Origin of the sequence: Klebsiella sp. WOUb02 (assembly GCF_050058015.1) — a bacterium.
In the GTDB taxonomy this organism is placed as follows: Bacteria; Pseudomonadota; Gammaproteobacteria; order Enterobacterales; family Enterobacteriaceae; genus Klebsiella.
The window spans coordinates 1,677,018-1,701,015 of sequence record NZ_CP170110.1; the positions used below are offsets into that span (position 1 = coordinate 1,677,018).

Below are 23,998 nucleotides of genomic sequence, written 5' to 3' on the forward strand. Positions count from 1 at the left end.
GGGCGCTGGAAAGTGGCGATAGTCTACCGGGTTCGTCATGAAATACTACTGCCAGTTGTTACAACGAATTATTCGCTCATCGCCTCGTGCCACAGCTTTTCAACGATGCGCTGGGCCAGCAGCGCCTGTTCGCCAGCGGTTTCAGGAACCGTCTGATTTTGCACGCATTCGATAAAATGACGCGCGCAGCCGACAAATCCGCGCTGCTCAAGGGTGGTTTGCCAGCCGGGAACCGGCCGCTGAACCACGCCCTGGCCGCGCTCTTCCTGCCACTCGCGCATATCGCGAACCTCGTACAGGCCGCCGTCGGTAACCGCCTGCACCCACTCCCGCTGGCTGCCGGCGCGCCGGTGCATGCTGGTGGTGATCTCCAGCTGCGGCGAGCTGAAGCGGTGTTCGGCATAGAGCATTTCGCCCTGGGCGGTGGTTTGCAGCAGGCCGCCGCTCAGACGCGCCTTGCCGCCCGCCAGCCACAGCGCGGTATCGACCACGTGCAGATAGTCGTCAAGCAGGGTAAAGCGCAGATCGTGACCGACGCTGTCGCTGCGATGCTTATCCATGCGCAGCGAGGCGGCGTCATCCAGATGCGCCTTCAGTTCGCGGTAAAGCGGCGCAAAGCGGCGGTTAAAGCCGACCATCAGCGTCAGCCCGCGGCGGGCGGCCAGCTCGACCAGGGATTCGGCTTCGCTGAGCTTATCCGCCAGCGGTTTATCCACGCAGACGTGCACTCCGGCATTTAGCAGCCGGCTGACGACCTCAAAGTGCGAGGCCGTCGAGGTATGGACAAAGACCGCGTCGCACTGCGCCGCCAGCTGCTCCAGGGAATCGGCGTAGGGAATGCGCCAGGTTTCGCAGATGCGCAGCGCCTTCTCTTTACCCGGTGACCAGGCCGCCTGCAGCGTCCAGCCGTCCGCGGCGCCTAATACCGGCAGCCAGGCCTTCTGCGCAATGCCGCCCAGTCCCACCACTCCAACGCGTAGTTTAGCCGTCACGATTAATCCCCCAGATGGGCCAGCAGCGATGCCAGCCGCTCTTTTAGCTCCGCCACTTCGGCCTCCAGCGCCTCAACCCGAGCCTGGAGATCGTCTCCCGACGGCGATACCGTCTCTACCGCCGTAATCAGCGAATCCATATCATCGCAGAACAGATGCATGTAGCGGCATTCGCGTTTCCCCGGTTCGCGGGGCAAACGGGCGACGAACGGGCCGTCATCGCGGCCTGCCAGCTTCTCGAGTACGTTTTCGATCTCCGCCATATCGCTGAATTCGTACATTCTCTGCGCCCGGCTGCGCAGTTCGCCCGGCGTCTGCGCGCCGCGCAGCAGCAGCGTCGTGACCACCGCCACCTCCGCCGGCGTCAGCTTCAGATCGCCGAACTCGGAATTGCAAAAGCGCTGCTCATATTTGGTCACCCGGTTGCCAAATCCGCTCACCGTGCGCAGAAAGTGGCGCTTAACCAGCGTATCCAGCAGATCCTGAATGTCGCTTTCGCTGAGCGACATCACCGGCTCCCGGTTGGTTTTCTGGTTACAGGCGGTCACCACCGCGTTGACCGATAGAGGATACTGCTCCGGCGTCGTGATCTGTTTCTCCAGCAGGCAGCCAATAACGCGCGCTTCGTGCGCGCTTAACTGATATTTCATGCTCTCTCCTTAGCGACCCGGGATCCAGCCCGGTGTCGTCAACGCCGTCAGTACGTGGTCACGCCACTGGCCATCGATTAACAGATAATCTTTGGCGTAGCCCTCTTTTTCAAAGCCAAGACGCGCCAGCAAAGCGCCGCTGCGCTGATTGTGCGGCATATAGTTGGCCATAATGCGATGAATATGCTGCGTGCGCTGCATATAGCGAATTGCCGAGGTCAGCGCTTCAAACATCAGCCCCTGTCCCTGCCACTTCTCGCCGATGGAGTAGCCGAGGTAGCAGGCGTGAAACGAGCCGCGCACCACGTTCGAAAAATTCGCCACGCCGACTATCTCTTTCTCTTGCGGATCGAGGAGCGCAAAGTAGAACGCCGATCCCTGTTTATGAAACTCCGAAATCATCGACAAGCGCGCCTGCCAGCCGGAGGGGTAGCAGTGGCTGTCGTCGCGCACCGGCTCCCAGGGTTTTAAGAACCCTTTATTCTCCGCGTAGTAGTCGGCCAGACGCCAGGCGTCACGATCGTGGACCAGCCGCGTCACCAGCCTGTCCGTCGTCAAACGCACCTTTGGTACGTTACTGCGATAGCCAAACATTCCCCTCTCCTGTTCCCCAGACTGATTACCCTGCACCCTTCACTATACCTGTCCTGAACGACGGTGTGAAAACAGCAACATACCATTTTCTGCACCATCTCCCCTTTTCGATGAATAGCCTCTATCAAACTTGCTTTTTGATAAAAAAATATTGTCGCAAGTCCGCTGGGAAACGCCCGGGCTTCCCCGCACACTAGAAGGGCTAATCTCTATTTTCCCAAGAGGGGAAATGTCCCGCGTATCGCAGGCAAGGAGCCTGGGTAAATACTTCCTGTTGGTCGATAACATGCTGGTCGTTCTCGGCTTTTTTGTCGTCTTCCCGCTGATTTCCATTCGCTTTGTCGACCAGATGGGCTGGGCCGCGCTGATGGTCGGGATCGCCCTCGGCCTGCGCCAGCTGGTGCAGCAGGGGCTGGGAATTTTTGGCGGCGCGGTTGCCGACCGTTTCGGCGCCAAGCCGATGATCGTCACCGGCATGCTGATGCGCGCGGGCGGCTTTGCCGCGATGGCGGTGGCCCATGAACCGTGGGTGCTATGGTTCTCCTGCATTCTCTCGGGCCTCGGCGGTACGCTATTTGACCCGCCGCGCGCGGCGCTGGTGGTGAAGCTGGTGCGCCCGCATCAGCGCGGTCGCTTCTTTTCGCTCCTGATGATGCAGGACAGCGCCGGGGCGGTCATCGGCGCTCTGCTCGGCAGCTGGTTGTTACAGTACGATTTCCGCCTCGTCTGCAGCGTAGGCGCGGCGCTGTTTGTCGCCTGCGCCGGCTTCAACGCCTGGTATCTCCCGGCCTGGAAGCTGTCGACGGTGAAAACGCCGGTACGCGAGGGGCTGGGGCGCGTGCTGCGCGACAGGCGCTTCGTGATCTATGTCCTGACGCTCACCGGCTATTACATGCTGGCAGTGCAGGTAATGCTGATGCTGCCGATTATGGTCAACGACATCGCGGGCTCCCCTTCGGCGGTCAAATGGATGTATGCCATCGAAGCGACGATATCGCTGACGCTGCTGTATCCGATTGCCCGCTGGAGCGAAAAGCGCTATCGGCTGGAGCACCGGCTGATGGCCGGTCTGCTGGTCATGACGCTCGCCATGCTGCCGATTGGGTTAACCAGCAACCTGCAGCAGACTGTTTACGCTGATTTGCATTTTCTATATGGGTTCAATCATCGCGGAGCCGGCGCGTGAAACCCTGGGCGCCTCGCTGGCCGACGCCCGCGCGCGCGGCAGCTACATGGGTTTCAGTCGACTGGGGCTGGCCTTCGGCGGCGCCTTCGGCTACGCCGGCGGCGGGTGGCTGTTTGACGCCGGTAAAGCGGTCAATCAGCCGGAACTACCCTGGCTGATGCTGGGTATTATCGGCTTTATCACCTTTATCGCCCTGTGGTGGCAGTTCAGCGCGAAGCGTTCAGCCTCCGGTATGCTGGAGCCACGAACCTGAGTCGCTGCGTATAGCCAGGCTGATTTTCAGCATTTTCCGCTAGCGCCTACGATGCTGGCAGGCCATGCTGCTTTGTGTCAGGATGAGCCCATCGCATTACGTTAAGGAACCCAATGAAAAAGATGTTTATCGCGGCCGCGCTGATCGTAAGCGGCCTCCTGAGCGGCTGTAACCAGCTTACGCAGTATTCGGTAAGCGAACAGGAAATTAACCAGGCGCTGCAGAAACGTAATAACTTCGCCAAGGACATCGGCCTGCCGGGCGTGGCGGATGCGCATATTGAGCTGCACGATTTAACCAGCGCGATTGGCCGCGAGGAGCCGAATAAAGTGACTCTCAGCGGCGTTGCCAACCTCGATCTCAATTCGCTGTTCGGCAATCAAAAAGCCACTATTGACCTTAAGCTGAAAGCGCTGCCGGTATTCAATAAGGAAAAAGGGGCGATCTTCCTGCAGGAGATGGAAGTCGTCGATGCGAAAGTCGCGCCGGAGAAGCTGCAGTCGGTCGTGCAGACGCTGATCCCCTACCTGAACCAATCCCTGCGCAGCTATTTTAACCAGCAGCCCGCCTACGTTCTGCGCGAAGATGCCAGCACCGGCGAAGCGCTGGCGAAAAAGTACGCCAAAGGCATCGAGGTCAAGCCGGGAGAGATAATCATCCCCTTCACCAATTAACATCGCGGGCGCCAGGGCGCCCGTTTTTTTACGGAAGTTGATGCAAAGGAAAACGTTTACGCTTATCCTTTGTGCCCGGTGAAAAACAGCCCTGATGACTGAACCTATTAGCCGGAGCCTTCCATGACAGCACAACCCCAGGTACTGAAAATCCGTCGCCCTGACGACTGGCACATCCATCTGCGCGATGACGATATGCTGGAAACCGTCGTGCCTTACACCAGCGAGTTTTATGGTCGGGCGATCGTGATGCCGAATCTGGCGCCGCCTGTCACCACCGTTGAAGCCGCCGTCGCCTATCGTCAGCGGATCCTTAACGCCGTGCCCGCCGGGCATGACTTTACCCCGCTGATGACCTGCTACCTGACCGATACGCTCGATCCCGCCGAGCTGGAGCGCGGATTTGCGGCCGGCGTGTTCACCGCGGCTAAACTCTATCCGGCCAATGCCACCACTAACTCCAGCCACGGCGTAACCAGCATCGATACCATTATGCCGGTGCTTGAGCGCATGGAAAAACTCGGCATGCCGCTGCTGGTACACGGTGAAGTCACTCACGCGGAGATCGATATCTTCGATCGAGAGGCGCGCTTTATTGAAACGGTGATGGAGCCGCTGCGCCAGCGCCTGCCGGGCCTGAAGGTGGTATTCGAGCATATCACCACCAGGGATGCCGCAGAGTACGTTCGCGATGGCAACGAGCTGCTGGCCGCCACCATTACGCCGCAGCATCTGATGTTTAACCGCAACCACATGCTGGTCGGCGGTATTCGTCCGCACCTTTACTGCCTGCCGATCCTGAAACGTAATATTCACCAGCAGGCCCTGCGCGAGCTGGTGGCCAGCGGCTTTACCCGCGCGTTTCTCGGTACCGACTCCGCGCCGCACGCCCGTCACCGCAAGGAAACCAGCTGCGGATGCGCCGGCTGCTTTAATGCGCCAACCGCGCTGGGTAGCTACGCAACGGTGTTTGAAGAGATGAATGCGCTGCAGCACTTCGAGGCGTTTTGCTCGCTTAACGGCCCGCGCTTCTACGGTCTGCCGGTCAATGAGAGCTTTGTTGAGCTGGTGCGCGAAGAGAGCGTGGTGGCGGAGAGCATCGCTCTGCCCGACGATACGCTGGTCCCCTTCCTCGCCGGCGAAACCGTACGCTGGACGATGAAAAAATAAAACGCCGCCCTCTGTTGTAAATAGAGAAATTACACTGTATAAATAAACAGTATATTACACAGGGGGCAATCATGCGCATCGAAGTCTCTATCGCCAAAACTACCGCCTTACCGAGCGGCGCTTTAGAAGCGCTGAATAGCGAACTCTCCCGACGTATCGATCGGCAGTTCCCGGCCAAACCAAGCCAGGTAACCGTACGCTTCGCCACCGCTAACAATCTTTCCGTTATTGGTGGCCTTAAAGAAGATAAAGACCGGATAAGCGAAATCCTGCAGGAAACCTGGGAAAGCGCTGATGACTGGTTTATCCACGACGTACCCTGAGTCGTTTGGGCTGCATGACAGCGGCGGCGCAGAACGCCTCGGGCGATTAATCGAGGCTTTTGCCCGCGCAATGCTCATGCGGTTCGAAGTCTGACCGGGACAGCAAATTAATTTGCTCCCTCATTGTGCTTCTTTTGCCGGGTCGCCCCGGCTTTTTTTATTCCCTTCGCCAATACTCAGACTTTTCTTTAATTTGCTGATTATTTCCTTACAAAATAACGTACAGCGGGACATCATTTGCGCAAAAAAGCGACAAAAAGAGAAAAGCTCGCCCCGTTCGCGTTAATTTCTCGAGTTTATACTTAACTCCTGATATAATTAACTTGCTTCAGAAAACATGCATTAAACCTCGAGAATTGTTGTCTTTTAACATATGAATAAGGGGTTATGATGGAAAAGAATAATGAAGTCATCCAGACCCATCCCCTCGTCGGATGGGACATCAGCACCGTAGATAGCTACGACGCGCTGATGCTGCGCCTGCACTACCAGAACCCCACTCATGAAAGCAGTAATGAAGCTGAAATTGGCCAGACTTTATGGCTGACGACGGACGTCGCACGTCAATTTATTTCTATCCTTGAAGCCGGCATTGCGAAGATTGAAGCAGGTGAATACCAGGTCAATGAGTACCGCAGACATTAGTGATTCTGCTGTCATCCATATACTCTAACTAAACGGGCACCGAACTGGTGCCTGATTTATTTTCAGACTTGTATAAGTGTGGGTTGTTAATTACCCTGCTAATAAAGCAAAAACCCGGAACATACCATGCAATACGACCTCATCATTATCGGCAGCGGCTCAACCGGCGCCGCCGCAGGCTATTACGCTCGTCGCGCAGGACTCAACGTGCTGATGACCGACGCCCACCAGCCTCCGCATCAGGAAGGCAGCCATCATGGCAGCACGCGCCTTATCCGCCACGCCTATGGTGAAGGTGAACGCTATGTCCCGCTGGTGCTGCGGGCGCAGCAGTCTGTGGGACGAACTGGCCACCCTCAGCGGTGAAGCCGTTTTTGAGCGTACCGGGGTGATTAACCTCGGCCCGGCCGAATCCGCGTTTCTCACTAACGTCATGAACAGCGCGCGCGAATTTGCGCTCAACGTTGAGGAGATGGACGCCCGGGCTATTATGGCCCGCTGGCCGGAAATTCGCCTGCCAGAAGGCTATCGCGGGGTATTTGAACCGGCATCAGGCGTCCTGCGCAGCGAACTGGCCGTTGAAACCTGGATTCGCCTGGCCCGTGAAGCGGGCTGCGCGCAGCTGTTCAACTGTCCGGTCACCGCGATCCATCACCATCAGGATGGCGTCACTATCGACACCGCGGATGGCCAGTACAGTGCGAAAAAGCTGCTGATCAGCGCCGGTACCTGGGTAACCCGCCTGCTGCCGGATCTGCCGGTTCAGCCGGTGCGCAAAATCTTCGCCTGGTTCCAGGCCGATGGCCGCTACAGCAGCAAAAATAACTTTCCGGCGTTTACCGGCGAGCTGCCCAACGGCGATCAGTTCTACGGCTTCCCGGCGGAGGATAATGAACTGAAAATCGGCAAGCACAACGGCGGACAGCTCATCTCCACCGCGGAAGAGCGCACGCCGTTTGGCAGCGTAGCGACGGACGGTTCGGAATCATTCAATTTCCTGCGTAACGTCCTGCCCGGCATCGGCGGCTGCCTGCACGGCGCATCCTGCACCTACGACAATACGCCGGATGAGGACTTCATTATCGATACCCTCCCCGGTCATCCGCAGACGTTGCTGATTAGCGGATTAAGCGGTCATGGTTTTAAATTTGCTCCGGTTTTGGGCGAGATTGCCGTCCAGTTTGCCCGGGGAGAATCGCCGACCTTTGATCTGACCCCCTTCTCGCTGGCGCGCTTTCAGCAATAATAGCCACCCCGCGGTGCCAGCGCGCCGATAAAAAAACGGCCTCACCGGAGGCCGTTTATCACTGAGAGATCCTATGCGTCGCCTGTATGACTTACTGATCAACAACGTCCGCGAGCACTTTATGATTTATCTCGCGCTGTGGCTGCTGCTGGCGGTCATCGACCTTGTCTGGCTATGGTTTTTCTGAAGGCTCAGGATCCGGGATCCCCAGTTTGGTATTCAGACGCCCGCGAGATTTATTGAAGATCTTATTCCCGTTCTCACGCCCGGCCCGCAGCCTGCGCTGCTCCTCTTCCGGCAGCTTGTGCTCTTCCATGCAGGATTCGCTGCAGCAGCCGGCAAACTTCTCCGCGCAGCTCGGACACTGAATAAACAGCAGATGGCAGCCATCGTTCAGGCAGTTAGTGTGGCTATCGCAGGGCGCGCCGCACTGATGACAGTGTGCGATGATATCGTCAGAAATACGTTCGCCCATGCGCTCATCAAAAACAAAGTTTTTACCGATAAAGCGCACCGGCAGACCCTGCTCGCGCGCGCGACGCGCGTACTCAATGATGCCGCCTTCAATGTGCCAGACCTTACTGAAGCCGTTGTGCTTCATCCAGGCGCTGGCTTTTTCGCAGCGGATGCCGCCGGTACAGTACATAACGATTTTTTTATCCTTATGCTCCTGCATCATCTCAACCGCCTTCGGCAGCTGATCGCGGAAAGTATCGGCGGGAATCTCCATCGCCTTCTCGAAATGCCCCACTTCGTATTCGTAATGGTTGCGCATATCGATAAAGACCGCGTCGGGGTCATCCAGCATCGCGTTAACTTCCGCCGCCTTCAGGTAGTCACCGACGTTAGAGGCATCAAACGTCTCATCATCGATACCGTCGGCGACAATTCGGTCGCGCACCTTCAGGCGCAGCACCCAAAACGATTTCCCGTCGTCGTCAAGGGCGACGTTCATGCGCAGCCCTTCCAGCGCCGGGTCGAAGGCGTACAGATATTCGCGCAGGGCCTCGACGCGGCTTTGCGGGACGCTGATTTGCGCATTGATCCCTTCGTGGGCCAGGTAAATACGGCCAAACACGTTTAGCTTTGTGAGCGCAATCCACAGGGCGTCGCGCGTCGCTTTTGGGTCAACGATGGTGAAGTACTTATAGAAAGAGATCGTCGTGCGCGGCTCGGTCTCGGCCAACATCTGCGCTTTTAACGTCTCATTTGCAATGCGGTTATGTAACACTGGCATGGTGTACCTGCTCGACATAAAAATGAGTAAAACAAACGGCCGGCATCATATAGTAAACGGCATTAATTTACATCCCTACATTTCGCGCTACATTTTTTATAGCAACCTTAGCTATGATTTAACAATAAATGCCAACCGGGCCGCTCGTTTTGGCTGAACCATAAAAAAATGCGATAATAGAACGCGTTGCTTAATTGAACAGGTATGAGATGACCCATTTACCTAAATTTACCATGGCGTTACTACACCCACGCTATTGGCTACTTTGGCCAGGAATCGGCCTGCTGTGGTTAGTTGTCCAACTTCCCTATCCGCTGATTTATCGTCTGGGCACCGCGCTGGGCCGCCTTGCGATGCGCCTGATGACCCGGCGGGCGAAAATTGCCTACCGCAACCTGGAGCTCTGCTTTCCCGAGAAGAGCGAGCAGGAGCGCCATCAGCTAATCAGACAAAACTTTGAATCCGTTGGCATGGGCCTGATGGAAACCGGCATGGCCTGGTTTTGGCCTACGCGGCGCATTGCGCGCTGGACGGATTCTATTGGCGTCGAACATATCCGGGCCGTGCAGGCGCAAAAGCGCGGCATTCTGCTGATCGGTATCCACTTTCTCACTCTCGAGATGGGCGCCCGCATGTTCGGGATGAATGAGCCGGGGATTGGCGTCTATCGTCCGAACGATAATCCGGTCATCGACTGGCTGCAGACGTGGGGACGACTGCGCTCCAACAAGGATATGATCGACCGTAAGGATCTGAAAGGCATGGTGCGGGCGCTGAAAAAAGGCGATGTTATCTGGTACGCGCCGGATCACGACTACGGCCCGGCCTCCAGCGTCTTTGTGCCGTTTTTCGCCGTCGACCAGGCCGCCACCACCTCCGGTACCTGGATGCTGGCAAAAATGTCAAAGGCCTGCGTCGTTCCCTTCGTGCCGCGCCGTAAGCCCAATGGCAAAGGCTACGAGCTGATTATTCTGCCGCCGGAGTGCGATCCGCCGCTGGATGACCCGCAAACGACCGCCGTATGGATGAACCACATCGTCGAGAAGTGCATCCTGATGGCGCCGGAGCAATATATGTGGATGCATCGCCGCTTCAAGTCGCGCCCGCCCGGCGTCCCATCGCGCTACGAATAGGCGCCCAAAGCCCCCGTATCGGGGGCCACGACCTTAGCATTAAACGCGCTCTCCCATTGCGACAACCATTTCTCAGGCGCATAATTAGCAGGCTCATATTTTCAACTTTTGACCTGCGGCGCAGGCCAGTAGGATCCTATGTCGTCTGCCGATCAACCTGTTAACTGGAAACGCAATCTTACCGTCGCCTGGTTCGGCTGTTTTTTAACCGGCGCGGCGTTCAGCCTGGTAATGCCGTTCCTTCCGCTTTACGTTGAACAGCTCGGCGTCACCGGCCATGCCGCCCTTAATATGTGGTCGGGGCTGGTCTTCAGCATCACCTTTCTTTTCTCTGCCGTTGCCTCGCCGTTCTGGGGCGGACTTGCCGACCGCAAAGGCCGTAAAATCATGCTGCTTCGTTCCGCACTCGGCATGGCTATCGTCATGGTGCTGATGGGGCTGGCGCAAAATATCTGGCAATTTCTGCTGCTGCGCGCGCTGCTGGGATTATTAGGCGGGTTTGTACCGAACGCCAACGCCCTTATCGCCACCCAAATCCCGCGCCAGAAAAGCGGCTGGGCGCTGGGAACGCTCTCCACCGGGGCGGTCAGCGGCGCCCTGCTTGGCCCGCTGGCCGGCGGTTTTCTCGCCGATCTGTGGGGCCTGCGCCCGGTCTTCTTTCTCACCGCCGGCGTCCTGTTTACCTGCTTCCTCCTGACGCTGTTCTTTATTCGCGAACAGTTTGTGCCGGTGGCGAAAAAAGAGATGCTCAGCGCCAGAGAGGTGTTCTCCTCGCTAAAAAGCCCAAAACTGGTGCTCAGCCTGTTCGTCACCACCCTGATTATCCAGGTCGCTACCGGGTCGATTGCGCCGATCCTGACGCTGTACGTCCGGGATCTGAGCGGGGATATCAGCAATATTGCCTTTATCAGCGGGATGATCGCCTCCGTTCCCGGGGTTGCCGCCCTGATCAGCGCCCCGCGTCTCGGCAGACTGGGCGATCGCATCGGGCCGGAAAAAATCCTCATCGTGGCGCTGATCCTCTCCGTCCTGCTGCTCATCCCGATGTCGTTCGTCCAGACCCCGCTGCAGCTGGGCGTCCTGCGTTTTCTGCTCGGCGCTGCCGACGGTGCACTGCTGCCGGCCGTGCAAACGCTGCTGGTGTACAACTCCACCAGCCAGATCGCCGGCCGCATCTTCAGCTATAACCAGTCGTTTCGCGACATTGGCAACGTCACCGGCCCGCTCATCGGCGCCTCCGTCTCCGCCAACTATGGCTTCCGGGCGGTCTTTTTGGTCACCGCCTGCGTGGTGCTGTTTAACGCCATCTACTCGACTATCACCTTACGCCAGCCGCGAAGCAGCGAACCCTCTGACGGCCGGGGCTCCGGCGATCGTTCGGTAAATTAAGTCGGCAAGGCGCCCTTCCCCTTGACGCATCGCCCGCCGCCTTCTATAGATTGAATCGAGTCCATTTCTCATTCTTCTTAGGGGGTTAGCCATGCCAAAGGATTCCGTTTTCTATGCCACGCTCGAAGAAGCTATCGATGCGGCCCGCGAAGAGTACCTGGCCAATAATCCGGATAGCGACGAAGAGAGCGCCAACATCGAACAGCTAAATATCCAGAAGTACGTTTTGCAGGATGGCGATATCGCCTGGCAGGCCGAGTTCTTTGCCGATGATGAAGGAGAAGGAGAGTGCCTGCCGATACTCAGCGGCGAAGCGGCGCAGAGCGTTTTTGACGGCGACTACGATGAGATAGAGCTTCGCCAGGAGTGGCTGGAGGAGAATACGCTCCATGAATGGGACGAAGGCGAGTTTCAGCTTGAACCCTCTCTGGATACGGAAGAGGGTCAGACGGCGGCCGATGAGTGGGACGAGCGCTAGCTAATTGTAGGGTCCATGGCTCGCATCAAGCGGCAGCAGCAGCGTATCGAACACCAGCGAAAATGGCAGGTCGAGGATGGTGATATAGCGCCACGATGAATCGCGAACGTCCCACTGGACGCCGGGGTAATACTGATTGCCATGCCCCTGCCCCGGCACCGTGCGGCTAATAATACTGCCGCAGCCGCTGAGTAGCACGCTCATGACGATGACCAGCAAAATTCTCATCTGTAACCTCAACTCCTGGAGAAAAAAATACCGGCAAAATTGCCGGTATTTTTCTTAACGCGCGGCTTACTTCGTTTTTAGCGCCAGCGGATTCAGCGTTAGCTGGCCATAGGCGTCCACCCACGAAGAGTATTTCTCCGGCGCGGCCCATACCCGATAGTGCAGGCGCGACATCGTCACCGGATCGCTTAACAGCACCAGACGGCGGTCGCGGTTAAGCTTGTCCGGCGTCTCATTCAGCGCCTGCTCAACGTGACGCTCACGGGCGATCTCGAGGATCGGCCCGCGGCGGTGACGAGCGGTAGCCATTGCCGTTGCCAGCGCGTTAAACGATGGGTTAAACACGGCGTGCATAAAACCATCGTCCAGCGAACGCTGACGGTTCAGGGTCAGGTAAGCGTCGGTATCCTTCAGCACCTGCGGCGGGGAATACTCTTCCGGGATCAGGAACAGCTTCCAGCGTTTGGTACGCAGACCAACGGTCGCCCGGCTGGAAATCACCGACACGAACGGCGACAGAATCAGCGAGAAGACGATCGGCGCCAGCCAGAACAGGAAGCGCAGATCCAGCCACGCCATGCCGACGGCCCAAACCAGGCCCAGCAGCAGCTGGGAGCCGTGGCGCATAAACGCTTCGCCCCAAGGGGTGGAATCGTCATCACGCTGCGGCGAGTTCCAGACCACTTCCCAGCCGAGGAACGCGCTGACCACGAACACGGTGTGGAACAGCATGCGTACCGGAGCCAGCAGCACGGAGAACAGCACCTCCAGCAGCAGCGAGAGCGTCACGCGGATAAACCCGCCGTACTCCTTCGACCCTTTGCACCACACCAAAATGATGCTCAGCAGCTTCGGCAGGAACAGCAGCACCATCGTTGAGGCAAACAGGGCGATCGCCAGCTCCGGACGCCACTGCGGCCAGACCGGGAACAGCTGGCGCGGCTGCAGGAAGTACTGCGGCTCGGTGAGAGCGTGCACTACCTGCAGAGCGGTCGACAGGGCGAGGAACATAAACCACAGCGGCGCGGAGAGGTAGGACATGACGCCGGTCAGGAACACCGCCCGGTGTACCGGATGCATGCCTTTAACCAGGAACAGGCGGAAGTTCATCAGGTTACCGTGGCACCAGCGCCGGTCACGCTTCAGCTCATCCAGCAGGTTCGGCGGCAGCTCCTCATAGGAGCCCGGCAGGTCATAGGCAATCCATACGCCCCAGCCGGCGCGACGCATCAGCGCGGCTTCGACGAAGTCGTGCGACAGAATCGATCCGGCGAAGGAGCCTTCGCCCGGCAGCGGCGCCAGCGCGCAGTGCTCAATGAACGGTTTAACGCGGATAATTGCGTTATGGCCCCAGTAGTGCGACTCGCCAAGCTGCCAGAAGTGCAGGCCGGCGGTAAACAGCGGGCCGTATACGCGGGTCGCGAACTGCTGGCAGCGGGCGTAGAGGGTGTCCATTCCGGAGGCGCGCGGCGAGGACTGGATGATCCCGGCGTTCGGGTTCGCTTCCATCAGGCGCACCAGGCCGGTCAGACATTCACCGGTCATCACCGAGTCGGCGTCCAGCACCACCATGTAGCTATACTGGCTGCCCCAGCGGCGGCAGAAGTCGTCGATGTTGCCGCTTTTACGCTTCACGCGACGACGGCGGCGGCGATAGAAAATCTGCCCTTCGCCCTGCACTTCCGCAATCAGCTCCATCCACGCCTTTTGCTCCGCTACGCAGATATCCGGATTGTAGCTGTCGCTCAGGATATATACGTCGAAATGCTGCTGCTGGCCCGTCGCCTTCACCGATTCCCAGGTGGCGCGCAGACCGGCGAAAACGCGATCGACGTCTTCGTTGCAGATAGGCATGATCAGCGCCGTCCGATGCTCCGGATTCAACGGCTCATCGCCGACGGTGGAGGCGGAAATACTGTACTTATCGCGCCCCATCAGCAGCTGGAGAAAGCCCATCAGCGCCGTCCAGAATCCTGCGGATACCCAGCAGAAGAGGACCGCAAAGAGGATCAGAATGCCGGTTTGCAGCATATACGGCAGCAGTTGCATAAATGAAACCCACAGGTTCTGCCCTACCATGTCGGCCGGGTTAATTAACGCCCAGCCCTGATACGGCAGAATGGTTTTCATGTACCAGGTCGCGACGACCGTCTGCGCCAGCGTCAGCAGCAGCAGAATGTAGCGACGAATGGTACCGGCGGTACGCCATTTCTGTTCGTTTTCCTGCTCTTCTTTGGTCAGGCGAGAAAGATAGCGCGGGGTGACGTCACGTCCACGCAGCCGATCCCAGAAGCGGCCGACCGGGTTGGTCCGCCACGGATCCGGGAACATAGAGGAACGTTTCGCCTTCGGCATGGCGTGCAGCTGGGTGCGGCCTTCGTCATCTTTGGTAAGCTGGTCGCCCGCCAGCGAGTCTGGCCAGCTATGCTCCAGCCGCGATTTCACCGACCCGAGAGGGGAATCGTCTTCGCGGGAAAAATCGTGACGATCGGCGTCCAGCGCTTCATGTACCGCCTTCAGGCTGGTATCAGGAAGCGCAGACTTCTCCGTCCCCGGCAGCGGTAAGGCGTCAATGTACTTGGTTATGTTATTCATTAGCAGGCAGCTGATAGCTCCAGGTTTCGCTCAGCGTCTGGTCGGCATTGACCAGCGCAGCGCGCATTTCCGTGGTTTTCTTCGGATCTTTCACCTTCACGCGCAGAATCATACGCCAGCCCTTGGTGATCGGGTTATAACGCACCGCGTTCTCGACGATCTCCGCGTTATCGCCAATGCTCGCCTGCGCCGTGACCGGCGTATCTGACGGCATTTTTTTCATTTCAGCGCCGGTGAAATCAACGATGAAGGCGATGGTGCCATCCGGCTGGCGAATCAGGTTTGACTGCTTCACGTCGCCGGTGGAACGGCGGGTTTGCATAACGTAGGCGTTATCCGGGGCGTGGAGCTTGTCTTCGTCGCGGCTGAAGGTAATAGAGTATTTAAAGTTCATCTCTTTACCCGCATCCGGCAGCTGATCCGGCGTCCAGTAGGCTACGATGTTATCGTTAGTCTCATCGTTGGTGGGGATTTCAACCAGTTCGATTTTACCTTTACCCCAGTCGCCTTTCGGCGTGATCCAGGCGCTCGGACGCAGATCGTAGCGGTCGTCAAGGTCTTCAAAGCGGGAGAACTGACGCCCGCGCTGCAGCAGGCCAAACCCTTGCGGATTTTCCATCGCGTAGCTGCTGACCGCCAGATGCTTCGGATTGTTCAACGGACGCCAGATCCACTCCCCGTTGCCGGCGAGAATAGAGAGGCCGTTAGAGTCGTGCAGCGCCGGACGGTAGTTTGTCGCCGGAGAGGGCTGATTTGGCCCGAACAGGAACATGCTGGTCAGCGGCGCAACGCCTAGCTTGCCGACCTTGTCGCGCAGGTACACCTTCGACTGCACGTCAACCACGGTATCGCGACCCGGCATAATGACAAAACGGTATGCTCCGGTTGCACGCGGGGAATCGAGCAGAGCATAAATGGTCAGGCGCTTGTCGGTCGCTTTTGGACGTTCGATCCAGAATTCGCGAAAACGCGGGAACTCTTCGCCTGAAGGCAGCGCGGTATCGATAGCAAGGCCGCGGGCGGAGAGCCCGTAAACCTGGCCCTGGCCCAGTACGCGGAAGTAGCTGGCTCCGAGCATGCTGACAATTTCGTCATTCTTATCTTTGCTGTTGATCGGGTACAGCACTTTAAACCCGGCAAAGCCAAGGTCTTTTACCGTGTCTTTGTCATGCTGGACGCTGCCAAAATTGAAGTAGTCCGGACTATATTTGATCTTGTGCACGCTGCTTGCAGTCACTTCATTGATGGTGACCGGCGTGTCGAAGTACATGCCCTGGTGATAAAATTCAAGTTTGAACGGGGTCTTCTGGTTATTCCAGTATGCTTTATCGTGATTAAACTGGATTTGCTGGTAGTCCGCGTATTTCATGTCGCGGAAAGCGGAGGGCAGGTTGCTCTTCGGCGCTTCATAGCCCTTCCCGGCTAACGATTTTGCCTCTTTTGCAACGTCATCAATGCTAAACGCCCATGCAGATGAAGTACACAGGGACAACATTACGGCTGCGCTTAACCAGCGCATTTTCATCATCTGTGGTTTATGTTTCATATAAGTAAGCACTTCCCCCTTTGTGTGCTTAAATCGATCCGATCTATTTTAATGGCAATTCAGGCAATCCGACAACATAATCCCTGCATTGTTCAGCCTGGCAGTACAGGTAATGGGCAGTTCTCTGTCACTTTTGCATTTTGCGTGCTTATCCTGGAGACAGATATCCAGAGTTGCTGTAGGGTTGCCGGGAATTTAAACGTTATCACCTTGAGTGGTAAGACGAATTGTCTGAGAATGTAGTGAAACTGTATGAATAATGCGCCAGTAGAACGTGAATATTTCTTCGATAGCATCCGCGCGTGGTTAATGTTGCTGGGGATACCTTTTCACATATCGCTTATCTATTCCAGCCACAGCTGGCATGTTAATAGCGCCGAACCGTCGTGGTGGCTGACGCTGTTCAACGATTTTATTCATGCTTTCCGCATGCAGGTCTTCTTCGTCATTTCCGGCTATTTCTCCTACATGCTTTTTCTCCGCTACCCGCTTAAAAAATGGTGGAAAGTGCGGGTCGAGCGCGTGGGCATCCCCTTGTTAACCGCCATTCCGCTGCTAACCCTGCCGCAGTTTATTATGCTGCAGTACGTCAACGGTAAAGCCGATAGCTGGCACGCGCTCTCGGGATATGACAAATTCAACACCCTCGTCTGGGAGCTGATCTCGCATCTGTGGTTTTTACTGGTGCTGGTGGTGCTGACAACCCTCGGCGTGGTGCTGTTCAAATGGCTCACCGGACGCCGCGCGGGAAGCGGTCAGACCTTTGGTGACACCGTCACATTGTCTCAGCTATCGATGATTTTTCTCGCGCTCGGCGTGCTCTACGCGCTGATCCGCCGCACGCTGTTTATTCTCTACCCGCCGATCCTCAGCAACGGTCTGTTTAATTTTATCGTCATGCAGACGCTGTTCTACCTGCCCTTCTTCATTCTCGGCGCGCAGACCTTCATCAATCCGCGCCTAAAGGCGCTGTTTACCCGGCCCTCTCCGTGGTGCTTCGTCGGGGCGCTTCTGGGCTTTATCGCCTACCGCCTGAACCAGCAGTACGGCTCCGGAGACGCGTGGATGTTTGAAACCGAGTACGTCATTACCATGGTGCTCGGCCTGTGGATGGTTAACGTGGTGTTTTCCCTTGGGCACCGCCTGCTGAACTTCCAGTCGGCGCGGGTGACCTATTTTGTCAACGCATCGCTGTTTATTTATCTGGTGCACCATCCGCTCACCCTGCTGTACGGGGCGTGGATTGCCCCGGCCATCAAATCGAACGCCTTAGGATTTATTGCCGGGCTGATCTTTGTGGTGGGAATTGCGCTGATCCTCTACGAAATTCATCTGCGGATCCCGCTGCTGCGCTTCCTCTTTTCGGGCAAATTCGAGACTAAAACGGCAAAACCGCAGGTTTCGGCCAACGGATAGCTTGACCGAGGCGGCGCCAGACGCGCAGCCCCGGCGGATCGGCGAAGATTATTTGCGCGCGGACAGACCATCGGCGTCGCGCAGCGCCTATGGCTCCTGAAGCAGGCGGTTATAAATCTCAGCCGTTTCGGCATCAAAACAGACAAAGCAGACGCGCTCCAGCGGATTGTAGCGCGTGAGAAAGGCGTTCACCGTCCGCACGGCGATCTCCGCCGCGGCCTCTTTAGGGTAGCCGTACACGCCGGTGCTGATTGCCGGGAAGGCAATAGAGCGGTAGCTATTCGCCGCCGCCAGCTGCAGGCTGTTTTTATAGGCATCGGCCAGCAGTTCAGCCTCCTGCCGATCGCCTCCGTGCCAGATCGGCCCAACGGCGTGGATAACCGCGCTGGCCGGGAGCCGGCCGGCGGTGGTGATCACCGCATGACCGGGAGCGCACTCGCCCTGCTGCTGCCGCACTATTTTGCACGCCGCCAGCAGCTCCGGCCCGGCGGCCTGATGAATAGCGCCATCAACCCCACCGCCGCCGAGCAGCGAAGGGTTCGCAGCGTTGACGATAACATCGACTGCCAGCGTCGTGATGTCTCCGAGAATAACCTCAGGTTTAACAGCCATTTCGCCTCCTGTCGGCAAACGTCTTATATAAAGCTTAGCGGTAATATCGCATGACGGCCCCGGGGACGAAAGCCGGAGGCCCGGCCATGGCCGATATTCGATTGCCAGAATAGCAAGGGTATGTTGCGGATTAATATACTTTAATTGCACTGACCCGCGATTTTCATCATCCAGGCCCCCTTTTCCGGCCCGCCGGGCGAAAATCGGTTAACTTTTCGCCTCTCACTGGTCGTAACAATATGACGGTCCCGCGGATAACCGAGGTTAGTGAATTAAGTTCGGCGTATTACCCCGTCGTGGAGAGAAGGATCGCAGCGGAAGCAGGAAAAAGATGATTTACAGGAAAACAAAACAGGACCGAAGGTCCTGTCTGGCATGCGGGATAGCGCCGCTTAGGCTTCGTCGGGCGCTTCGTGGGCCAACGATTTACTCTTTTCCGCGCGCGCCGCCAGCCAGAGGCCGCTGTTTTTCATCGCATAGCCAAAAACCAGCCCCAGCGCCAGAGAAGGAACGATTAGCCGCCAGTTGCCGCCGCCGGCAAAGGTCGCGCAGGCGCCGATAAAGGTGCCAGGCACGAAGGAGAGCAGCGCCTGACGCGCCTGAACGCACATCAAAAACGCCACGATGCCGGTTATCACGTAGCCGAGAATTTCCAGATGCGGCGCCAGCGCGCTGCCGTAGACTATCGCCTGCGCCCACAGCACGCCGCTCATCACCGTACAGCCAGCGATCAGCAGCCCTTTCAGGCCGCCCTGCGGGCAGGCAAAATAGGCCGTGCAGCCGAGAAAGCCAGCCCAGCTCAGCAGGCCAAATGCGACCGCAACCCATCCCCAGATACCGGAGAGAATGCCCGTCGTTATTGCAATTGCGAGAAGTATGTTCATGGCGCGTATCATAGCAGATACGCCGCGTTCAAATGCGATCATGAGCACACTATCTTAAATCACGTTCTTTTTGTTGCATTAATAATGTGATTTAAATCACATTTACTCTTCGTTCTCTTCCTGCAGCTCATCCCACATGGCGGAGAGCGCCTCGCGCGTCAGCGGCGCCATTGTCCGCCAGAAAGGCGTCACCGCATGGGCTTCGACCTTGCCGAGGAAGATCCCGCACCACGGCAGAATATAGTCGGCAAACAGCGTTTCCAGCGTTTCGCTTTTGTCTTCCGCCGCATGATCCTCCAGCCACGAAGCCGCCAGCAGCAGGGAACCAATATGATCGGCCCGCCCCTCTCCGGTTGGGATCCCGTGTTCGCTCAGAAAACCGCGAACTTCGGCCTCCGTTGCTCCCTCAACCCATGCGCTGCGGTACGGCGGGACGCCGCACTCTTCACCGACGAACAGCGCGTTGTAATCGGCGGCCAGCGGCTGCACATCGCAGCTCTTTTGCAGGCGCTCCAGCAGCTCATCCTGCTCCAGCGGCCAGCTTGCCGCCAGCTTGCCTTCACGAATAAGGGTAAACAGCGGCACCAGCAGCGGGTCCTGAGGCTGACGATAGTAGAGGGAGCCCAGCACGCGGCAGAGGATTGAAAACTCGTTCATTCATTTATTCCAGTTATACAAATTAAAGATCGGCAAACTCAGCAATCGCCGGCATTCCGCGAGATTCAAGGAAGTTCAGCAGCCGACGCGGAGAAACGTTAAGGATCCTCTCCTCGGGGAAATTCACCTCATCAAGGATCTTACGACACTCTCTGAATTCGCCAAGCGTAAAGGCGGTATGCGAATCAGAGCCGAGGGCTACCCAGCCTCCGGCATCGCGCACCGCGGCGGCAATCGCCCGACAGTTATCCTCGCTGCCGACGCGTGAAGAGATAAATGAGGAGTTGTTGATCTCCAGCGCCACCTGGTATTTTGCCGCCGCCTCGGCGATTGCCGGGATATCAACCGGGAACTTAGGGTTGCCCGGGTGGCTAATAATGTGCACCGCATCGCTCGCCATCGCGGCGATCATCGCCTCGGTATGGGTTGCTTTGTCCTGCGGTGGAAAGACCGGTTCGTGGAAGCCGGCGATGAACAGGTCCAGGGAGGTGAGCATCGGGCCAGTGCAGTCAATTTCACCGTGAATATTTTTAATGTTGGCTTCGATACCGCGCAGAATGCCAACGCCGTCCACCAGCCGCGGCCAGATGCGCATATTCACGAAGTGCCAGTAGTGCGGCGCGTCGGCCATATCCGGGCCGTGGTCGGTGATCGCGAAGAGTTTGATCCCCTTGCGCTTCGCTTCGGCAATATAATCGTGCAGGGTGCTGTAGGCGTGGGTACTGGCGACGGTATGCATGTGCAGGTCAACAGGATACATCACAATCTCCTTCTCTGTTTGTGGCAAGAATAGCAGGAATCCGGACGCATGATTAGTAAAAACCCCGCCGCAGCGGGGGTTCTCTTTTAATAACCGCGCTGGCGATCGACCTGCCCGGTGACCGTTTCCCCTCGCTCCAGCTGGCTAATCGTCGCGGCTATATAGGTAATCGCTTCCTGAGGCCGCGTCACCGCGGCGATATGCGGCGTCATTGCCACTCGCGGATGCGCCCACAGCGGGCTTGCGGCCGGGAGCGGCTCGCGGCTGAAGACATCCAGCATGGCGCCTTTAAGTTTACCGCTTTCCAGCGCCGCCAGCAGATCGTCTTCAACGACGTGAACGCCGCGCGCCAGGTTGAGAACATAGCTGCCATCCGGAAGCTGCGCCAGTAGCTGCTGATTGATAATGCCGACGGTTTCCGCCGTGTTGGGCAGCAGGTTGATCAGCACCCGCGTTTCGCGCAGGAACTCATTCAGTTCCTCAGCCCCGGCAAAGCTTTGCACCTGCGGCCACGCCTTACGGCTGCGGCTCCAGTCTGCGCAACGGGAAGCCCCATCCCTGCAGACCTTGCGCAACCTTCGCGCCGAGCACGCCGGCGCCCATGATGCCGATGGTGAAATCTTCGCGCCGGTATTCATCCAGCGGCTGCCAGCGCGCCTGCTGTTTCAGCGCCTGATAATCGTCAAACCGGCGGAACCAGTGCAGCACCTGGCTGACCGCATACTCCTGCATCTGCAGCCCCATGCCGGTATCTTCGAGGCGGAACAGCGGAATCGATAGCGGCAGCATCTGCGGATGTTCGCGCAGTTTGCTGAGGATCGAGTCCACCCCTGCGCCGAGAGCAAAGACGGCTTTTAGGTCCCGTCCCTGGAGCATTTCCACCGGCGGGTGCCAGACCAGCGCATAGTCGGCGGGCCGATCGTCGCCTGGCCGCCACTCGCGTACACGAGAGCCGGGCAGCTGTTTTTCCAGCTCGGTAATCCAGTATGGGATATCAAACGTCGGGTGGTAAAAGATAATCTCCATTATGACTCCTGATAGCGAATGTCTTAAGCAGGTTTGCGTTAGCGCCGTATTTTACTTGTTGTTTTCTATTGGTTTGCCAGCATAGCAAATTTCGGCTGGCCGGCGGGTAAAAAGGGAGTGGCGACAAAAAAAACGATTGTCGCGCACTTCGCCAGCAAGTTGCGCGAAGTTTGGCTAAACGCGCGTTTTTTTTAAAAAGTTGATTGACGAGAGATAGGTATTTCCCTAAATTAGCGCCCGTTCCCGGCAGCAACGGGAATGACAATATGGTGAGGTGTCCGAGTGGCTGAAGGAGCACGCCTGGAAAGTGTGTATACGGCAACGTATCGAGGGTTCGAATCCCTCCCTCACCGCCATATTTGAAGAAGAGAGCTCGTACGCAAGTACGGGCTTTTTTTTCGCATATTGCACCCGCCGGGAGGGATGAGAAGCCTCGACCGGGGTTCGACAGCTGGCATCGCCGAGCTGGACAGACCGCGAGCACGCGAGCGGGCTGCCCGTAGGGCGAGCGAAGCGAGTCAATCCCTCCCTCACCGCCATATTTAAGAAAGAGACTCGTACGCAAGTACGGGCTTTTTTTCGCATATTGCACCCCACCAGGGGGGATGAGAAACCCCGACCGGGGTTCGACAACTGGCAAAGCCAGGCCTGGACAGACCGCGAGCACGCGAGCGGGCTGCCCGTAGGGCGAGCGAAGCGAGTCAATCCCCCCCTCACCGCCATATTTAAGAAAGAGCTCGTACGCAAGTACGGGCTTTTTTTCGCATATTGCACCCCACCAGGGGGGATGAGAAGCCCCGACCGGGGTTCGACAGCTGGCATCGCCGAGCTGGACAGACCGCGAGCCTGCGAGTGGGCTGCCCTTCAGGGCGAGCGAAGCGAGTCAATCCCCCCCTCACCGCCATCTTTAAGAAAGAGACTCGTACGCAAATACGGTTTTTTTTCTCATATTGCACCCAGCCGGGGGGGGATGAGAAGCCCCGACCGGGGTTCGACAGACTGGCATCGCCAGCTGGACAGACCGCGAGCCTGCGAGCGGGCTACCCGTGGCAGCGCGGTGCGAAATCAGAGATCCTCGTCTTTCCGGAGACTTCGGATAGTGAAGAAGTCAGGGAGACAGAACCGGCCCCTGGAGGTGACTATGCCCTACCGCATGCTCAAACAGGAACGACAGGACATTCATCCGAACCATCCTGGATATCAGTTTTTTTCGTCTGACGCTCCAGTTCAGACCTTATAAAATCAATAAAGGCTCTGAGCGTGGAAGGTAGTTGCCGACGCCCCGAATAATAAAGAAAATATCCAGGATACGTTGGACACCAGTCGTCTAAAATGCGGACAAGTTTCCCTTCCGCTATTAGTTCAGTAACCTGCGGTTCAAAAGTAAATGCAATACCCGCCCCATCTAGCGCTGCAGGAATAGCCAGCCCCTGTTCACTGACAATTAATCGTCCTGGCACATCAATAGATTTTTTAACCCCCTTCGACTCAAATTCCCAATGATAGAAACGACCGCTTTCAAAACGTAATCGTATACAGGGAAGTTCACGCAATTGTTCCGGCATCGTGGGGATTGGATAGCGCCTGAAGAAATCCGGGGAAGCGACATAGGCCGTACGCATAGCTGGGGTGAGTGGAACAGCGATCATATCCTGGGCCAGAGACTCACCAAGCCGGACACCAGCATCAAACCCAGCAGTAACCATATCAATCAGTGCGTTTGATACAACAATTTCAACGCTGACGCCCGGATAAGCAGACAGAAAACGTGTAACAATCGGCAATAACACCATCTTTGAAGAAGAGTGTGCCGCATTAATTCGCAGCAACCCGGAGGGTGTATCCCGGAAAACGTTCAGGTCATCCAACGCATCGTCGACATCACGAAATGCAGGGGCTATTCGCGAGAATAGCCGCTCTCCGGCTTCAGTCAGTGCCACACTACGAGTTGTACGATTGAACAAGCGCAATTTCAGGCGCTCTTCAATGACGCGCAAAGAATGACTGAGCGCAGAAGGAGTACAGCCAAGCTCATCAGCAGCACGGCGTAAGCTTTTATGCCGGGCAATCATCAGAAACACGCCTAATTCATGATAATTAATCTGACTCATTAATGAATTCTCTTCAGTACTCCATGGAAAAAACTGCGCTTATCTCAATAAAAAGATAGTGGCATACTTCTTCCAACAAATGAAGGCATCCATGAGTGTCTGGTTTGTAATATGGCGATATTGATGAAATTTCAAAGTAACGCTGCCGATTTAGTCTTTCATGACAGTGACTTAAGTCGCTATTTCTCTGTAA

The 23,998-nt window shown here is 57.1% G+C and carries 21 protein-coding genes, 1 tRNA gene, 1 other RNA gene and 3 pseudogenes; 13 read left to right on the forward strand and 13 right to left on the reverse strand.

Annotated elements, in window-relative coordinates; genetic code table 11:
• Positions 1-68: 68 nt before the first annotated feature.
• From ABOC21_RS14975 to rimJ, 3 genes are read right to left on the reverse strand one after another with little or no spacing between them, the layout of a single operon-like run.
• Entirely contained in the window at positions 69-992 is a 924-nt protein-coding gene (locus ABOC21_RS14975; protein ID WP_426815113.1) for a Gfo/Idh/MocA family protein, read from the reverse strand.
• A 2-nt stretch (positions 993-994) separates the two neighbouring features.
• On the reverse strand, positions 995-1,642 hold the full coding sequence (locus ABOC21_RS14980) for a YceH family protein (protein WP_426815114.1): 648 nt from the start codon (positions 1,640-1,642) through the stop codon (positions 995-997).
• Positions 1,643-1,651: 9 nt separating this feature from the next.
• Positions 1,652-2,236, reverse strand: coding sequence for a ribosomal protein S5-alanine N-acetyltransferase (rimJ, locus tag ABOC21_RS14985; RefSeq protein ID WP_426815115.1), 585 nt, complete (start codon positions 2,234-2,236; stop codon positions 1,652-1,654).
• A gap of 229 nt (positions 2,237-2,465) precedes the next feature.
• Here rimJ and mdtH point away from each other — a divergent pair.
• The 7 genes and pseudogenes from mdtH to ABOC21_RS15020 all read left to right on the forward strand — a co-directional run bounded on the left by mdtH (position 2,466) and on the right by ABOC21_RS15020 (position 7,920).
• Positions 2,466-3,675 (forward strand): annotated as a pseudogene (gene mdtH / locus ABOC21_RS14990) (multidrug efflux MFS transporter MdtH).
• A gap of 113 nt (positions 3,676-3,788) precedes the next feature.
• Positions 3,789-4,349 (forward strand): lipoprotein, encoded by a 561-nt coding sequence (locus tag ABOC21_RS14995; RefSeq protein ID WP_426815116.1) that lies wholly within the window; start codon positions 3,789-3,791, stop codon positions 4,347-4,349.
• A gap of 123 nt (positions 4,350-4,472) precedes the next feature.
• Entirely contained in the window at positions 4,473-5,519 is a 1,047-nt protein-coding gene (pyrC, locus tag ABOC21_RS15000; RefSeq protein WP_426815117.1) for a dihydroorotase, read from the forward strand.
• Between the two features lie 71 nt (positions 5,520-5,590).
• Positions 5,591-5,842 carry a DNA damage-inducible protein I gene (gene dinI, locus ABOC21_RS15005; RefSeq protein ID WP_426815118.1) on the forward strand — a complete coding sequence of 84 codons (252 nt, stop codon included), beginning with the start codon at positions 5,591-5,593 and terminating at the stop codon, positions 5,840-5,842.
• 390 nt (positions 5,843-6,232) lie between these two features.
• Positions 6,233-6,487 carry a biofilm formation regulator BssS gene (bssS, locus tag ABOC21_RS15010; protein ID WP_041144949.1) on the forward strand — a complete coding sequence of 85 codons (255 nt, stop codon included), beginning with the start codon at positions 6,233-6,235 and terminating at the stop codon, positions 6,485-6,487.
• Positions 6,488-6,613: 126 nt separating this feature from the next.
• Positions 6,614-7,733: pseudogene (gene solA / locus ABOC21_RS15015) on the forward strand (N-methyl-L-tryptophan oxidase).
• 73 nt (positions 7,734-7,806) lie between these two features.
• Positions 7,807-7,920 carry a YceO family protein gene (locus tag ABOC21_RS15020; protein WP_426815119.1) on the forward strand — a complete coding sequence of 38 codons (114 nt, stop codon included), beginning with the start codon at positions 7,807-7,809 and terminating at the stop codon, positions 7,918-7,920.
• On the opposite strand, the gene ABOC21_RS15025 is transcribed toward ABOC21_RS15020, so the two are convergent.
• Positions 7,906-8,970 carry an oxygen-dependent tRNA uridine(34) hydroxylase TrhO gene (locus ABOC21_RS15025; RefSeq protein WP_426815120.1) on the reverse strand — a complete coding sequence of 355 codons (1,065 nt, stop codon included), beginning with the start codon at positions 8,968-8,970 and terminating at the stop codon, positions 7,906-7,908. The genes ABOC21_RS15020 and ABOC21_RS15025 overlap by 15 nt on opposite strands.
• 209 nt (positions 8,971-9,179) lie before the next feature.
• On the opposite strand from ABOC21_RS15025, the gene ABOC21_RS15030 reads away from it, so the two are divergent.
• The 3 genes from ABOC21_RS15030 to ABOC21_RS15040 all read left to right on the forward strand — a co-directional run bounded on the left by ABOC21_RS15030 (position 9,180) and on the right by ABOC21_RS15040 (position 11,970).
• Positions 9,180-10,103, forward strand: a complete 924-nt coding sequence (locus ABOC21_RS15030) for a Kdo(2)-lipid IV(A) acyltransferase (protein WP_426815121.1) — start codon at positions 9,180-9,182, stop codon at positions 10,101-10,103.
• Positions 10,104-10,241: 138 nt separating this feature from the next.
• On the forward strand, positions 10,242-11,492 hold the full coding sequence (gene mdtG, locus ABOC21_RS15035) for a multidrug efflux MFS transporter MdtG (protein ID WP_426815122.1): 1,251 nt from the start codon (positions 10,242-10,244) through the stop codon (positions 11,490-11,492).
• Between the two features lie 91 nt (positions 11,493-11,583).
• Positions 11,584-11,970: a MysB family protein gene (locus tag ABOC21_RS15040; protein ID WP_426815123.1), complete on the forward strand. Its 387-nt coding sequence runs from the start codon at positions 11,584-11,586 to the stop codon at positions 11,968-11,970.
• Here the strand turns inward: ABOC21_RS15040 and ABOC21_RS15045 are convergent, their stop codons facing one another.
• The 3 genes from ABOC21_RS15045 to mdoG form a co-directional block, all read right to left on the reverse strand.
• Positions 11,971-12,198, reverse strand: a complete 228-nt coding sequence (locus ABOC21_RS15045; RefSeq protein WP_426815124.1) for a YceK/YidQ family lipoprotein — start codon at positions 12,196-12,198, stop codon at positions 11,971-11,973.
• A gap of 66 nt (positions 12,199-12,264) precedes the next feature.
• Positions 12,265-14,793, reverse strand: coding sequence for a glucans biosynthesis glucosyltransferase MdoH (mdoH, locus tag ABOC21_RS15050; protein ID WP_426815125.1), 2,529 nt, complete (start codon positions 14,791-14,793; stop codon positions 12,265-12,267).
• A complete protein-coding gene (mdoG, locus tag ABOC21_RS15055; protein ID WP_426815126.1) occupies positions 14,786-16,339 on the reverse strand; it encodes a glucans biosynthesis protein MdoG in 1,554 nt (517 codons plus the stop codon). The genes mdoH and mdoG overlap by 8 nt, the downstream gene beginning before the upstream one ends.
• Positions 16,340-16,591: 252 nt before the next feature.
• Between mdoG and mdoC the strand changes: the two genes are divergently transcribed.
• Positions 16,592-17,755: a glucans biosynthesis protein MdoC gene (gene mdoC / locus ABOC21_RS15060; RefSeq protein WP_426815127.1), complete on the forward strand. Its 1,164-nt coding sequence runs from the start codon at positions 16,592-16,594 to the stop codon at positions 17,753-17,755.
• 87 nt (positions 17,756-17,842) lie between these two features.
• On the opposite strand, the gene ymdB is transcribed toward mdoC, so the two are convergent.
• The 5 genes and pseudogenes from ymdB to ghrA all read right to left on the reverse strand — a co-directional run bounded on the left by ymdB (position 17,843) and on the right by ghrA (position 21,694).
• Positions 17,843-18,367 carry an O-acetyl-ADP-ribose deacetylase gene (gene ymdB, locus ABOC21_RS15065; protein ID WP_426815128.1) on the reverse strand — a complete coding sequence of 175 codons (525 nt, stop codon included), beginning with the start codon at positions 18,365-18,367 and terminating at the stop codon, positions 17,843-17,845.
• 392 nt (positions 18,368-18,759) lie between these two features.
• Positions 18,760-19,251 (reverse strand): DUF1097 domain-containing protein, encoded by a 492-nt coding sequence (locus ABOC21_RS15070; protein ID WP_426815129.1) that lies wholly within the window; start codon positions 19,249-19,251, stop codon positions 18,760-18,762.
• Positions 19,252-19,353: 102 nt separating this feature from the next.
• Positions 19,354-19,908, reverse strand: a complete 555-nt coding sequence (locus ABOC21_RS15075) for a TorD/DmsD family molecular chaperone (RefSeq protein ID WP_426815130.1) — start codon at positions 19,906-19,908, stop codon at positions 19,354-19,356.
• 22 nt (positions 19,909-19,930) lie between these two features.
• Entirely contained in the window at positions 19,931-20,668 is a 738-nt protein-coding gene (locus ABOC21_RS15080) for a phosphatase (protein WP_426815131.1), read from the reverse strand.
• Between the two features lie 86 nt (positions 20,669-20,754).
• Positions 20,755-21,694: pseudogene (gene ghrA, locus ABOC21_RS15085) on the reverse strand (glyoxylate/hydroxypyruvate reductase GhrA).
• A gap of 268 nt (positions 21,695-21,962) precedes the next feature.
• Between ghrA and ABOC21_RS15090 the strand changes: the two are divergent.
• Both ABOC21_RS15090 and ABOC21_RS15095 read left to right on the forward strand, forming a co-directional pair.
• Positions 21,963-22,050: transfer RNA gene (locus tag ABOC21_RS15090), tRNA-Ser, on the forward strand.
• Positions 22,051-22,096: 46 nt separating this feature from the next.
• Positions 22,097-22,233: non-coding RNA, RtT sRNA (locus ABOC21_RS15095), on the forward strand.
• Between the two features lie 618 nt (positions 22,234-22,851).
• On the opposite strand, the gene ABOC21_RS15100 is transcribed toward ABOC21_RS15095, so the two are convergent.
• Positions 22,852-23,805 carry a LysR family transcriptional regulator gene (locus ABOC21_RS15100; RefSeq protein ID WP_426815132.1) on the reverse strand — a complete coding sequence of 318 codons (954 nt, stop codon included), beginning with the start codon at positions 23,803-23,805 and terminating at the stop codon, positions 22,852-22,854.
• Positions 23,806-23,998 lie beyond the last annotated feature (193 nt).